This window comes from Streptomyces sp. MMG1533, assembly GCF_001279775.1.
Taxonomy (GTDB): domain Bacteria; phylum Actinomycetota; class Actinomycetes; order Streptomycetales; family Streptomycetaceae; genus Streptomyces.
This window is the reverse complement of record NZ_LGDG01000218.1, coordinates 75,251-88,496: the sequence shown is the minus strand read 5'-3', so window position 1 is coordinate 88,496 and position 13,246 is coordinate 75,251. Positions and strand designations below refer to the sequence as shown.

The window sequence follows — 13,246 nt, the reverse complement described above, 5'->3', positions numbered from 1 at the left end:
TAACCTGGCGGACTCCGGCCGCGACGCCCGCCCGGGCGCCGTCGGGCACGGCGAGTCCCGCGCTGACCAGCCGGTCGGCGATGCCGCGCACCGCGTCCCTGGCGGCGGCCGAGGCCCCCACCCGCCACCAGCCCGCCGCCCCCAACGGATCAGTGACCGTGATTCCCACCGGAACGTCACATACCGGCAACTCCTGGTCCGGATCGTGAACAAGGCATGGCGCCGCCCGAACCGGTCGCATAGAAAATCCCCATGTTCTGGGTGCTTCTCCTGCTGCTGGCCTGGGCCGCCGCCGGCACGGCGTGTACGCGGCTGTGCCTGGCCGCCGTACGTGCGGCGGCCGTCGACGCGCACGCGGGCCGGGTGCACGATCTGACGCTGTACGAGGCCGCGTTCCTCTCCGGCGGCCCCCGGCGGGTCGCCGACCTGACGCTCGTCTCCATGGCACGCCAGCGGCGACTGCTGCTCGCCCACACCGGCTGGGCGACCGTCGTCGACCCGCGCGGCCGGGACGACATGGAGCGGTCGGTGATCGGGGCCATCGGGCCGGAGGGGCAGTCGCGGATCGCGCCGGTACGGGCCACCGCCGCCGCCACGGACGCGGTGCGCGGCATCGCCGACCGGCTGGTCAGCGCGGGACTCGCCGTGCCCGACGGCGCCCGGGCGGGCGTCGCGGCCGGAGTCCGCCAGGTTCAGCTCGCCGTGGCGGCCGTCGTCGCGCTGGGCGCGATCGCGCTGCTGACACCCGCCGAGTCGGACATGCCGCGGCACCTGGTCGCCCTCTGGTTCGGGCTCCCCCTCGCGCTCACCCTGAGCTGCCTCGCCATCGCACGGGTCGAGGTCCACCCGTACTCGCGCTGGGCCTCCCCGGCCGGCCAGCGCCTCCTCGGGGCCCTGAACCGGCGCTCCGGCGGGGGTGACCGTGCGGACCTCACCTCGGTCGCCGTCCACGGCATCCGCGCGATCGGCGAACCGGACCTGCGCGCGGCCTTCGCCCACGGCGAGCAGCAGCACTGGCGCGAATAGCCGAGGGGGCGCACGGAGGCATTGGGCCCGACACCGGCCTGACGGTGCTTGCCTTCACCGACGACCGAACGAAACATCCCTTTTGTTGCTGCCGTGCACCGAAGGGATACGCGATGAGAGCCCCCGCCCTCTACTCGGCCGCCGGGTCCTTGCTCCTGACCACGCTCGCCGCCGCCCCGGCCGACAGCGCCCCGGCCGTCCCGGGCTCGGCCGAGGTGCGCGGCACCGCGGTGGTCGCCGCGCGCGCGATGGCAGAGGGCATCGACTTCGGCGCCTGCCCGGAGGGGGATGACCTGCCCGGCGGCATGCAGTGCGGCACGGTGTCCGTCCCGCTCGACTATGCCCGTCCCGACGGCAAGCAGATCAGACTGACCGTCAGCCGGGCCCGGGCCACCCACAAGGACCCGCACAACAGCAAGCGCCGGGTGCCCCGGCAGGGTGCCCTGGTCTACAACCCGGGCGGGCCGGGCGCCTCCGGCATGTACTTCCCGGTGATCGGCGTGCTCCCCGAGTGGAAGCGGCTGGCGGCGGCGTACGACCTCGTGGGCTACGCCCCGCGCGGGGTGGGCCTTTCCGCGCCCCTGTCCTGCCAGGACCCCGAGCAGTTCCTCAAGGCGCCCTCGCAGGCGCCGACGTACCCCTCGGAGTCGTACAAGAGGGAGCGCATCGCGCAGGCGAAGGCGCACGCGCGCGGCTGCGCGAAGCGGGCGGGCGACGCGCTGCGGCACTACACCTCCCTCAACAACGCCCGTGACCTGGACGTGCTGCGTGCCGCGCTGGGCGAGGAGAAGCTGACGTTCATGGGCACGTCGTACGGCACCTACATCGGGGCGCTGTACGCGACGCTGTTCCCCTCGCACGTACGGCGGATGGTGTTCGACTCGGCGGTGAACCCGGACCCGGGGCAGATCTGGTACCGCAACAACCTCGGCCAGTCGGCCGCGTTCGAGGGGCGCTGGGCGGACCTCAGGGAGTGGATCGCCAAGCACGACGACGTGTACGCGCTGGGCGACACGGCCCAAAAGGTGCTGCGCAGCTACGAGAAGGCGGCGGCACGGCTGGCCGCGGAGCCGGCGGGCGGGAAGGTCGGGCCCGGGCAGTTGCAGGCGGCGTTCCTGTCGGCCGGGTACTACGACGACTACTGGCCGCACCGCGCGCAGGCGCTGTCGGCGTATCTGAAGGGTGACCCGAAGCCGCTGATCGAGCAGGCCGGTCCGCATCCGGAGGCGGCGGCCGAGGCGGAGAACTCGAACGCCGTCTACACCGCCGTCGAGTGCAACGACGCGTCCTGGCCGACCGAGTGGCGGGTGTGGGACCGGGACAACACGCGGCTCGCGCGCGTGGCACCGTTCGAGACCTGGGACAACGTGTGGACGAACCTGCCGTGCGCGTACTGGCCGACGCCCCGCCAGCAGCCCCTCGACGTACGGACCGGGCCGGGTGAGCTGCCGCCGACGCTGATCCTGGCCGGCGAGCGGGACGCGGCGACCCCGTACGACGGCGCCCTGGAGATGCACCGGCGGCTGTCGGGCTCGGTGCTGGTGACCGAGCGGGACTCCGGCACGCACGGCATCGCGGGCGGGCCGAATCCGTGCGTCAACGGCCACGTGGACGCGTATCTGCTGGAGGGCCGGCTCCCGGTGCGGCGCGCGGCCTGCGCACCGCGCCCGGAACCCGAGCCCGGGCCGGCGGCCGGCTCCCGGAAGGCGCCGGCCGCCCCGGCCTCACGCTGGGCGCCGGGCTCTCAGGCTGATCAGGCGAGGCCCGCGACCAGCTCGCCGATGTCCTTGCGGCGCCCGGTGTAGAACGGGACCTCCTCGCGGACGTGCATCCGGGCCTCGGAGGCGCGCAGGTGGCGCATGAGGTCGACGATGCGGTACAGCTCGTCGGCCTCGAAGGCGAGGAGCCACTCGTAGTCGCCGAGGGAGAACGAGGCGACGGTGTTGGCGCGCACGTCCGGGTAGCCGCGGGCCATCTTGCCGTGGTCGGCGAGCATGCGGCGGCGGTCCTCGTCGGGCAGCAGGTACCAGTCGTACGAACGCACGAACGGGTAGACGCTGATGTAGTTGCGCGGGGTCTCGTCGGCGAGGAACGCCGGGATGTGCGAGCGATTGAACTCGGCGGGACGGTGCAGCGCCATGTTCGACCACACCGGCTCCAGCGCGCGCCCCAGCCTGGTGCGGCGGAAGAGGTTGTACGCCTCCTGGAGCTGGTCGCTGGTCTCCGCGTGCCACCAGATCATGAGGTCGGCGTCGGCGCGCAGGCCCGAGACGTCGTAGGTGCCGCGGATCGTCACGTCCTTGGCGGCGAGCTGGTCGAACAGCTCCTGGACCTCGTCGGCGTAGCCCGCACGGTCCTCGGGGAGCACGTCCTTCAGCTTGAAGACGGACCAGAGGGTGTAGCGGATGACCTCGTTGAGGTCCTTGGCCAGCTTGCCCTTGTTCGGGATCCTGGCGGACTCGGTGGTGGGGGCGTCGTCACTCATGACCTCATTCTCCCGCTCCTCCGTGCAGACTCTGCACCGGGTTGGTGGTGAGCTCTTCCACACCGCGCCGGTCGCCCTGGAGCTGGTCGACGGCGGCGTACGCGCTCGCGATGCAGGCCGGGATGCCGACGCCGTCGTACACCGCGCCGCACACCGCGAGGCCCGGCAGCTTGCCGACGTGCTCGCGGATGCGGGCCACGCGCGCGTGGTGGCCGACGGGGTACTGCGGCAGGCCGTCGTTCCAACGGGTGACGCGGGTCTCGACGGGAGTGGCGTCCAGGCCGATGGCCGCTTCGAGGTCGCGGCGCGAGACCTCGACCAGGTCGGCGTCCTCGCGCTGGAGGATCTCCGTCTCGCCTTGACGCCCGACGGAGGTGCGCAGGACCAGCAGGTCCGGGTTCTCGTCGGCGATCCAGCCCCACTTCTGGGAGGCGAAGGTCGACGCCTTGATGGTGCGTCCGTCGACGGGCGGCACGAGGAAGCCGCTGCCTTCGGGGAGGGTGATGCCAAAGCGGCGGTAGGCGAGGGTGATCAGGGCCATGGAGGCGTACTCGACGGCGCGCAGTTCGGCAGCGGCGTCGGGAACCGGCTCGGACAGCAGGCGGGCGGCGTCATGGGCGGGGGCGGCGACGACCACCGCGTCGGCCTCCTCGGTGTAGTCGTCGACGAAGACCTCCCAGCCCTCCCCGGCCCGGCGCAGTCCGTGAACGGGGCTGTGCAGGCGGATCTCGCCGCCCCGCTCCCGCACCGACTCCGCCACCGCCAGCGGCAGGCTCCCCACCCCGCCCTCGATGCCCATGAACACCGGCCCGGTCTGCTGGTTGGCGGCGGCCTTGGCCTGGATCTCGCGGACGGCCTGTGTCAACGAGTCGTGCGTCTGCGCGGCCTGGAAGAGTTGCGGGACCGCCGAGCGCATCGAGATGCGGTACGCGTCGCCCGCGTAGACCCCGCCGAGCAGCGGCTCCACGAGGCGGTCGACGACCTCGCGGCCCAGCCGCGCCGCCACGTACTCCCCGACCGCCACGTCGTCGCCGACCTCCGTGCGGGGCAGGTCGGCGTCGCGCTCGATGCGCGCGAGGCCCTCGTCGGACAGCACACCGGACAGGGCGGCCGCGGTTCCGGGGACCCCCATCACATGGCCCTTGGGCATGGGGCGCAGGGCGCCGCGGGTCCACAGGGACGCCGTCGCCGTGGCGGGCGGCCGGAGGCGGTCGGCGAGGCCGGTCTCGCGGGCGAGGGCGACGGCCTCGGGGCGGCGGGCGAGCATCGACTCGGCACCGAGGTCGACGCGCGCGCCCGCGATCTCGCCGGACAGCAGCTTGCCGCCGACGCGTTCCGACGCCTCCAGCACGGTCACCCGCGCACCGCGCTGCAGCAGCCGGTGGGCGGCGGCCAGTCCCGCGATTCCGGCCCCGATGACGACGACATGTCCCGTACCCGTTGCGCTCATGTGCCCACTTTCTCAGACTCCGCCGACCCTCCCGCAGCGCCCCGGTGTCCTTCACGAGTCCCGACCGTGACCGCATCGGGACCGTTTCCCGCCAACGTTCGGGCCGGGTCCGGCGTCGAAGGAACGTCAGTCGTCACAACCCTCGGGGGGTACGCCCAGATGCGCACACGACGTTCCGTACGACCCGTCCAGGCCCTGGCCGGGATCCTGCTGGCCGCGGCCCTCGCGCTGACCGGCTGCAGCGGGGCCGACAGCAGCGATTCCGGTGCCGGCACGACCAACGACGAGGCCGCCGCGCAGAGCGACGCGAAGGGGGCCGCGCCCGGCGGCGCCGCGGACGGCACGGGTGGCGACAGCGACGCGAGCGGCGCCAAGGCCACCGCGCCGCCCAAGATCTCCGCGAACCACATCATCCGCACCGCCTCCCTGACCGTGCAGGTCAAGGACGTGCCGAAGTCCCTCGACGAGGCCCGCACCACCACCGAGAACGCGGGCGGCTACGTCGGCAACGAGACCACCTCCCGGGGCGAGGAGGGCAACGAGCAGACGCACGTGGTGCTGCGGGTGCCCGTCGACAAGTACGAGGAGGTCCTCGCCGAGCTGGAGGGCTCGGGCAAGCTCCTGGAGCGCACGGCGAAGGCGCAGGACGTCACCGACCAGGTCGTCGACGTGGAGAGCCGCATCACCTCGCAGCGGGCCAGCGTGGCCCGGATCCGCGAGCTGATGGACCGGGCCACCAGGCTGAGCGACGTGGTGACGCTGGAGGGCGAGTTGAGCACCCGCCAGGCCGACCTGGAGTCGCTGCTCGCCCGGCAGGCGTCCCTCAAGGACCGCGCAGGCCTGGCCACCATCACCCTGAACCTGTCCGAGACGCCGGTGAAGAAGGCCGCGAAGGAGGACGAGGATCCCGGGGTCGTCGACGCGCTGACAGGCGGCTGGAACGCGTTCGTGACGATGCTGCGCTGGATCGTAGTGGCGATCGCCGCGGTGCTTCCGTTCGCGGCGGTCACTGTGCTGACCGTCCTCGTGTGGCTTCGCCTCGTACGGCCCCGCCTGCCGCGTCGGCCGGCCACCGCGCCCGCGATGCCCTCGGTGGGCCCGCTGCCGACGGCCAGGACCGCACCGGAGCCCACTCGCCCGCGGGAGGGCGGCGAGGAGAACTGAGCAGGACTGAAATGCCCTGCCCCCGTAGCGTGTTCGCATGAGCATGAGCACAGCGAGCCGTGGCACGGGCCGTGGGGCCGAGCGTCTGGTGGTGATCGGCGGCGACGCCGCGGGCATGTCCGCGGCGTCGCAGGCCCGCCGTATGAAGGGCGCCGACGAGCTGGAGATCGTGGCGTTCGAGCGCGGCCACTTCACGTCCTACTCGGCGTGCGGCATCCCGTACTGGGTGGGCGGCGACGTCACCGAGCGGGACGCGCTGATCGCCCGCGCGCCCGAGGAGCACCGGGCCCGCGACATCGACCTGCGGATGCGCACCGAGGTCACGGAGATCGACGTGGAGCGGGGGCGGGTACGCGCGCGTGACGTCGAATCCGGGGCCGAGTCCTGGACGTCGTACGACAAACTCGTGATCGCGACCGGCGCCCGCCCGATCCGCCCGGACATGCCGGGTGCCGACGCGCCCGGTGTGCACGGCGTCCAGACCCTCGACGACGGGCAGGAGCTGCTGGACACGCTGGCACGCACGCGTGGCCGACGCGCGGTCGTCGTCGGCGCGGGCTACATCGGCGTCGAGATGGCCGAGGCGCTCATCAACCGCGGCTACGAGGTGACGGTCGTCAACCGCGGCAAGGAGCCGATGTCCACACTCGACCCGGACATGGGCCGTCTGGTGCACGAGGCCATGGAGGGCATGGGCATCACCATGGTCGACGACGCCGCGGTGACCAAGCTGCTGACCGGTGACGACGGCCGGGTGCGGGCGGTGGTCACGGACGACGGCGAGTACCCGGCGGACGTGGTCGTGCTCGGCATCGGCGTACGCCCCGCGACGGAGCTCGCGAAGGCCGCGGGGCTCCCGCTCGGCAACCACGGCGGACTGCTGACCGACCTCGCGATGCGGGTGCGCGGGCAGGAGAACGTCTGGGCCGGCGGCGACTGCGTCGAGGTCCTCGACCTGGTCTCCGGGCAGGAACGGCACATCGCCCTCGGCACCCATGCCAACAAGCACGGCCAGGTCATCGGCACGAACGTCGGGGGCGGCTACGCCACGTTCCCGGGCGTCGTCGGCACGGCGGTCAGCAAGGTGTGCGACCTGGAGATCGCCCGCACCGGCCTGCGCGAGAAGGACGCGCGCAGGGTGGGCCTCCAATTCGAGTCGGTCACCATCGAGTCGACCAGCCGCGCGGGCTACTACCCGGGCGCCTCCCCCATGACCGTGAAAATGCTCGCCGAGCGCCGCACGGGACGGCTGCTCGGCGTGCAGATCGTGGGCAGGGAGGGCGCGGGCAAGCGCGTCGACATCGCCGCGGTGGCCCTGACGGCCGGTATGACGGTGGAACAGATGACGGCCCTGGACCTGGGCTACGCCCCGCCGTTCTCACCGGTGTGGGACCCCGTGCTGGTGGCCGCCCGCAAGGCAGCGGTGAAAGTGCGGGCCTCTTGAAGGACTTCCACGCCGTGACGGACTTCCACGCCGTAATGACTCCTGCGCCGTGATGACTTCTGCGCCCCAACGACCTCTACGCCGACCCGTTGATCCTCTCGATGGCCTGCCGCGCCTGATCCGCCGGAGGCCGCGGCGGCAGCGACGAGACGGACGCGCTCGTGGTCACGGGCGCCGGCTGCTCCCCCGCGGGCTTCGCGTGGGATGCCGATCGCGTGGACCGCAGCCGGTTGCTCACCGCCTCGTCCAGGGTCACCGGTCGCTGCATCTGGGAAGCCAGCCGTCCGGCCTCCTGGCCGAGTCGCGCCACGTCCTCCCAGGGCAGGCGCAGCACCAGTGAGATCTCGGCCTCGCCGTCCGGCAGGGCGTGCATCGGAGGAGTAACTCGGTCGTTCATCGCCTGTTCCTCACGTCGTCCCCGCGAGCGCCTTCCCCGTGCCGCGGGCGGTTGAGGAGACATACGCACGCGCAGCGGGCGGCGTTCACCGGTTCGCCGCCCGCATCGGGGGCACTACTTCCTTGTGGTCATCCCCGTCCATGACGTGAACCCGACGCGTCGCACCCCGTTGGTGACGTACGCGCTGATCGCCGCGAACGTCCTCGTGTTCCTGTCCATGCCCGGCGTCGCCGATTCCGTGGCCGGGGACAGCCATCTGGCTCAGCTGTGCCACCTCCAGGCGTTCCTGGACCACTACGCGGCGGTGCCACAGGAGTTGATCCACCATCAGATGCCTCGGGTGGTGCCGACGGGCGATGTCGGCGTGGGCGCGCAGGGCGCGGGCTGTGTGGTGGGCCCGCCGGGTTACGACAAGTCCCCCGAACTGTCGGTCCTCACGGCGATGTTCCTGCACGGCGGCTGGCTGCACCTGCTGGGCAACATGCTCTTCCTGCTGATCTTCGGCAACAACATCGAGGACCGCATGGGGCACGTGCGGTTCGCGCTCTTCTACGTCGTCTGCGGCTACGCGGCGTCGTACGGCTTCGCGCTTCTCAACGCCGACTCGGCGGACCCGCTGATCGGTGCGTCGGGGGCGATCGCCGGGGTCCTGGGCGCCTATCTCGTGCTGTATCCGAAGGCCAGGGTCTGGGTCCTGGTCCCGTTCCTGGTCTTCCTGCCGCTGAGGCTGCCGGCCTGGCTGGTGCTCGGCTTCTGGTTCGTGCTGCAGGCGTTCTACTCGTCCGGCGAGGGAGTGTCCGACGCCGGGACGGTGGCGTACGCGGCGCACATCGTCGGCTTCCTCGCGGGCATGCTGCTCGCCTGGCCGCTCAAGCCGGGCACGCCCCCGCCGCCGGAACCGCGCGGCCTGCTCTTCGGCAGGCGGGCACGGCCCCGGCACACATGGTGATCGGCCCTAGCGAGCCGTCTGCGTGTGGACGTACTCGACCAGGCGGGTCAGCGCGTCCGGGTCGGTGGACGGCATGACGCCGTGGCCGAGGTTGAAGACATGCCCTTCGAGGCCCGCGGCCGCGTCCAGGACCTCGCGGGCCTTGGTCTCCACGGCCTCCGTGCCGGCGAACAGGACGGTCGGGTCGAGGTTGCCCTGGAGCGCCTTGCCGGGGCCGACCCGGCGGACGGCCTCGTCGAGCGGGACGCGCCAGTCGACGCCGACGACGTCCGCGCCCGCCTCTCCCATGAGCCCCAGCAGCTCGCCGGTGCCGACACCGAAGTGGATGCGCGGGACGCCGTAGCCCTCGACGGCGCGGAACACCTTCGCGGAGGCGGGCAGCACCGAGTGGCGGTAGTCCGCGGGAGCCAGCGCGCCGGCCCAGGAGTCGAACAGCTGGACCGCGGAGGCGCCCGCCTCGATCTGGACCTTCAGGAACGCGGCCGTGATGTCGGCGAGGCGGTCGAGCAGGTCGGCCCACAGCTCGGGGTCGCCGTACATCATCGCCTTGGCGTTCTCGTACGTACGCGACGGACCGCCCTCCACCAGGTAGCTCGCGAGGGTGAACGGCGCGCCGGCGAAACCGATGAGCGGGGTGGAGCCGAGCTCGCGGGTGAGCAGGCCGATCGCCTCGGTGACGTACGAGACGTCCTCGGGGGTCAGGTCACGCAGCTGAGCCAGGTCCTCGCGGGTGCGGATCGGGCGTTCGACGACCGGGCCGACGCCGGGCTTGATGTCGAGGTCGATGCCGATGGCCTTGAGCGGGACGACGATGTCGCTGAAGTAGATCGCCGCGTCCACGTTGTGCCGGCGCACCGGCTGGAGGGTGATCTCGGTGACCAGCTCGGGCCGCATGCAGGACTCGAGCATCGGGATGCCCTCGCGCACCTTGCGGTACTCCGGCAGCGAGCGCCCGGCCTGCCGCATGAACCAGACGGGCGTGTGCGGCACGGGCTCGCGCCTGCACGCCTTCATGAAGGCGGACTCGTACGTGGTGGCTGTCGGCTGCGGCGTCGCGGGGCTCTCGTTGGCACTCACGGGGCAAGTCTCGCACGGGGCCGGACCCCGCCCGGACGGCAACCCCGACACCGGGCAACAGGGTGTCCTCCCTGCACGAAGCCCCCGTTCCCTTTAATCTTCCCCGCATGGCTGCGGCTCAGGGACGACTGTCGGACGGCGCTGACGGAATGGACGACGCGAAGGAGGAGGACCTGCATACGAGCGGGACGGATCCGCTGCCCTTCCGGGCGGCTGTCGACGCGCTCAGGGCCGCGCGGCTGCGGCCGCAGGTCGAGGTCGAGCCGACGCGCGCGCCGCAACGGCTCGCGCCCTACGCGTACGCGCTGGAGGCCGCGGTCGTCGACGGCGACCAGGACCTGGCCGACGGCCGGCTGGTGCTGCTGCACGACCCGGCCGGGCACGACGCCTGGCGGGGCACCTTCCGGCTGGTGACGCTGGTGCGCGCGGAGCTGGAGCCGGAGATGGCCGCCGACCCGCTGCTGCCCGACGTGTGCTGGTCGTGGCTCACCGGCGCGCTCACGGCGCGCGGACTGGCGTTCGGCGAGCCGAGCGGCACGGTCACTCGCGCGAGCTCCCACTACTTCGGCGGCCTGTCCGAACGGCCGCCCGCCTCCCAGATCGAGATCCGCGCCTCCTGGACGCCCCGCGAGGGCCTGGGCGGCGTTCCGGACACGGCGGCACACCTGGTCTCGTGGTGCGATCTGCTCGCCCAGATCGCGGGCCTGCCGCCGGCCGGGCCGGGCGACGCGTCGGTGGTCTCGCTGCCACAGCGGCGCGGCCCGCAGTCCCGCTGACCGACCCCTCGTCTCTCCTCTGCTCTGCTCTGCTCTGCTCTGCTCTGCTCTCCTGCCGCTTATCCCTGCCTCGCTGGACCCACGCTGGATCATTGGCAATCTCTTTGTCGATACGGCCACTTTCGGCCGCGTTTCGACGCGGACCGAAACCGTTCGATCTTCGAATGATCGACCGTGCGTCCGAATTGCACGGATTGTTACTCACCAAATCGTGATCATTCTCTAAAGGCGGACGGGTTTGGTGCCGAAGACGTCTGTGACCTTGAAAGCACGGTTCGTCCCGGCTTCATCCCCACAAGCCGGCCCCGTCCCCCACCCAGGAGGCCTGGTGTCCGTTCTCCTCGAGCAGCCCGCAAGCCTGGTCGCCTACCGCCCGAACAAGCCGACCGCCATGGTGGTCGTGGCCGACCCGCGCGTCCGCTCCACCGTCACCCGCCATCTGTGGGCGCTCGGTGTGCGCGATGTCATCGAGGCCTCGTCCGTCGCGGAGGCTCGTCCCCGCATCGGCAACCCCCGCGACATCTGTGTCGCCGACGTCCACCTGCCCGACGGCTCCGGCCTCACCCTCCTGTCGGAGACCCGCGCCGCGGGCTGGCCCAACGGCCTCGCCCTCTCCGCCGCCGACGACATCGGCGCCGTGCGCAACGCCCTCGCCGGCGGCGTCAAGGGCTATGTCGTCACCGGCACCCGTACCAACGTCGGGCTCCCCACCCGGCCGGGTGCCGCCCCCATCGGAGCCGCCGCCGCCCGTATGCACCGCCGCCCCCCGGGTGCCCCGAGTCACCCGGGCGGCTACCGCGAACTGTCCGGCCGCGAGGTCGAGGTGCTGCGGCTGGTCGCGGAGGGCCAGTCCAACAAGGCGATCGGCGTCTCGATGGGCCTGTCCGCCCTGACCGTCAAGAGCCATCTCGCCCGCATCGCCCGCAAGCTCGGCACCGGAGACCGCGCCGGAATGGTCGCCGTGGCCCTGCGGACCGGCATCATCCACTGACCCCCACCCTTCACAGACGTGAACCGGACCGGCCGCTGGTCCTCCTCCGCGTACCCCACCCGTCGTGAACCGGATCTTTCACCGAGCTGACTGGTTTACGACCCCCAGGCGCCCGTCGACGGAACGTTCCGTCGGCGGGCGCTGTCCATACACGGATACCCTTGACATGTGACCGACGCCCAAGACACCGCAGCAGACAGCACACTGCGAACCACCGGAGGCGCCCCTCCGGACGACGGCGGATCTTCTGCTACGGAGGCGCCGCACCCCGATACCGGCCCCGACACGGGCCCCGAGCCGATTCCTTTGCTCGAACCGCGCGAGGGCATCCCGCCCGTCATCGCCGACGCGGAAGCGCTCGCCGAGGTGATCGCCGCCTTCGCCGCCGGCTCCGGCCCGGTCGCCGTGGACGCCGAGCGTGCGTCGGGTTACCGCTACGGCCAGCGCGCCTACCTCGTGCAGCTGCGCCGCGAGGGCGCGGGGACGGCACTGATCGATCCCGTGGCCTGCCCCGATCTCTCCGGCCTCGGCGAGGCCCTGGCCGGCGTCGAGTGGGTGCTGCACGCGGCCACGCAGGACCTGCCGTGTCTCCGCGAAATAGGCATGGTCCCCACGCAGCTGTTCGACACCGAGCTGGCCGGCCGGATCGCCGGATTCCCCCGGGTGGGCCTCGGCGCGATGGTCGAGAGCGTCCTGGGCTTCGTCCTGGAGAAGGGCCACTCCGCCGTCGACTGGTCCACCCGCCCGCTGCCCGAGCCGTGGCTGCGCTACGCCGCCCTGGACGTGGAGCTCCTCGTCGACCTGCGGGACGCGCTGGAGAAGGAGCTCGACCGGCAGGGCAAGCTGGAGTGGGCCCGCGAGGAGTTCGACGCGATCGCCTCGGCGCCGCCGCCGGAGCCCCGCAAGGACCCGTGGCGCCGGACGTCCGGCATGCACAAGGTGCGCCGGCGGCGGCAGCTGGCCGTCGTACGGGAGCTGTGGCAGACCCGGGACCGGATCGCGCAGCGACGGGACGTGTCGCCGGGCAAGGTGCTGTCCGACGCGGCCATCGTGGAGGCCGCGCTCTCTCTTCCGGCCACCGTGCAGGCGCTCTCGGCGCTGAACGGGTTCGGGCATCGGATGGGGCGGCGCCAGCTGGAGCAGTGGCAGGCGGCGGTGGATCGGGCCAAGGCGCTCACGGATGCGCAGTTGCCGCAGCCGGGGCAGGCGGTGACGGGACCGCCGCCACCGCGTGCTTGGGCCGACAAGGATCCGGCTGCTGCCGCGCGGTTGTCCGCGGCTCGGGCTGCGGTGTCCGCGCTGGCCGAGGCGCTCAATATGCCGCAGGAGAATCTGATCACGCCGGATACGGTTCGGCGGGTCTGCTGGGAGCCGCCGGCGGTTGTGAGCGCCGAGTCCGTGGGGGCTGCGCTTGCGGGGTTCGGGGCTCGGCCCTGGCAGGTCGAGCAGGTGACTCCTGTGCTGGTGGCTGCGCTGTCCGCCTAGCC

12 protein-coding genes are annotated in these 13,246 nt (G+C 72.3%); 8 read left to right on the top strand and 4 right to left on the bottom strand.

All coding sequences use genetic code 11. From position 1 onward, the window contains the following. Nucleotides 1-252 precede the first annotated feature (252 nt). Together ADK57_RS24275 and ADK57_RS24270 are read left to right on the top strand one after the other, a co-directional pair. Nucleotides 253-1,026: a TIGR04222 domain-containing membrane protein gene (locus ADK57_RS24275; RefSeq protein WP_053751658.1), complete on the top strand. Its 774-nt coding sequence runs from the start codon at nucleotides 253-255 to the stop codon at nucleotides 1,024-1,026. A gap of 113 nt (nucleotides 1,027-1,139) precedes the next feature. After that, nucleotides 1,140-2,831 (top strand): alpha/beta hydrolase, encoded by a 1,692-nt coding sequence (locus ADK57_RS24270; RefSeq protein ID WP_078973305.1) that lies wholly within the window; start codon nucleotides 1,140-1,142, stop codon nucleotides 2,829-2,831. On the opposite strand, the gene hemQ is transcribed toward ADK57_RS24270, so the two are convergent. Together hemQ and hemG are read right to left on the bottom strand one after the other, a co-directional pair. After that, nucleotides 2,780-3,511, bottom strand: a complete 732-nt coding sequence (hemQ, locus tag ADK57_RS24265; RefSeq protein WP_053751657.1) for a hydrogen peroxide-dependent heme synthase — start codon at nucleotides 3,509-3,511, stop codon at nucleotides 2,780-2,782. The genes ADK57_RS24270 and hemQ overlap by 52 nt on opposite strands. A 4-nt stretch (nucleotides 3,512-3,515) precedes the next feature. Then, on the bottom strand, nucleotides 3,516-4,961 hold the full coding sequence (hemG, locus tag ADK57_RS24260; RefSeq protein ID WP_053751656.1) for a protoporphyrinogen oxidase: 1,446 nt from the start codon (nucleotides 4,959-4,961) through the stop codon (nucleotides 3,516-3,518). Between the two features lie 159 nt (nucleotides 4,962-5,120). On the opposite strand from hemG, the gene ADK57_RS24255 reads away from it, so the two are divergent. Beyond that, on the top strand, nucleotides 5,121-6,125 hold the full coding sequence (locus ADK57_RS24255) for a DUF4349 domain-containing protein (RefSeq protein WP_053751655.1): 1,005 nt from the start codon (nucleotides 5,121-5,123) through the stop codon (nucleotides 6,123-6,125). Between the two features lie 37 nt (nucleotides 6,126-6,162). Further along, nucleotides 6,163-7,569 carry an FAD-dependent oxidoreductase gene (locus ADK57_RS24250; RefSeq protein WP_053751654.1) on the top strand — a complete coding sequence of 469 codons (1,407 nt, stop codon included), beginning with the start codon at nucleotides 6,163-6,165 and terminating at the stop codon, nucleotides 7,567-7,569. A 76-nt stretch (nucleotides 7,570-7,645) separates the two neighbouring features. On the opposite strand, the gene ADK57_RS24245 is transcribed toward ADK57_RS24250, so the two are convergent. Further along, nucleotides 7,646-7,966, bottom strand: a complete 321-nt coding sequence (locus tag ADK57_RS24245; RefSeq protein WP_199830670.1) for a hypothetical protein — start codon at nucleotides 7,964-7,966, stop codon at nucleotides 7,646-7,648. Nucleotides 7,967-8,090: 124 nt separating this feature from the next. Between ADK57_RS24245 and ADK57_RS24240 the strand changes: the two genes are divergently transcribed. Beyond that, on the top strand, nucleotides 8,091-8,915 hold the full coding sequence (locus tag ADK57_RS24240; protein ID WP_053751652.1) for a rhomboid family intramembrane serine protease: 825 nt from the start codon (nucleotides 8,091-8,093) through the stop codon (nucleotides 8,913-8,915). A gap of 6 nt (nucleotides 8,916-8,921) precedes the next feature. Here the strand turns inward: ADK57_RS24240 and hemE are convergent, their stop codons facing one another. Further along, entirely contained in the window at nucleotides 8,922-9,992 is a 1,071-nt protein-coding gene (gene hemE, locus ADK57_RS24235; protein ID WP_053751651.1) for a uroporphyrinogen decarboxylase, read from the bottom strand. Nucleotides 9,993-10,099: 107 nt separating this feature from the next. Between hemE and ADK57_RS24230 the strand changes: the two genes are divergently transcribed. The 3 genes from ADK57_RS24230 (at nucleotide 10,100) to ADK57_RS24220 (ending at nucleotide 13,244) form a co-directional block, all read left to right on the top strand. Next, nucleotides 10,100-10,768, top strand: a complete 669-nt coding sequence (locus tag ADK57_RS24230; RefSeq protein WP_078973304.1) for a DUF3000 domain-containing protein — start codon at nucleotides 10,100-10,102, stop codon at nucleotides 10,766-10,768. Nucleotides 10,769-11,096: 328 nt separating this feature from the next. Next, on the top strand, nucleotides 11,097-11,759 hold the full coding sequence (locus tag ADK57_RS24225) for a response regulator transcription factor (protein ID WP_053751649.1): 663 nt from the start codon (nucleotides 11,097-11,099) through the stop codon (nucleotides 11,757-11,759). 168 nt (nucleotides 11,760-11,927) lie between these two features. After that, nucleotides 11,928-13,244 (top strand): ribonuclease D, encoded by a 1,317-nt coding sequence (locus ADK57_RS24220; RefSeq protein WP_199830669.1) that lies wholly within the window; start codon nucleotides 11,928-11,930, stop codon nucleotides 13,242-13,244. The last annotated feature ends 2 nt before the right edge of the window (nucleotides 13,245-13,246 follow it).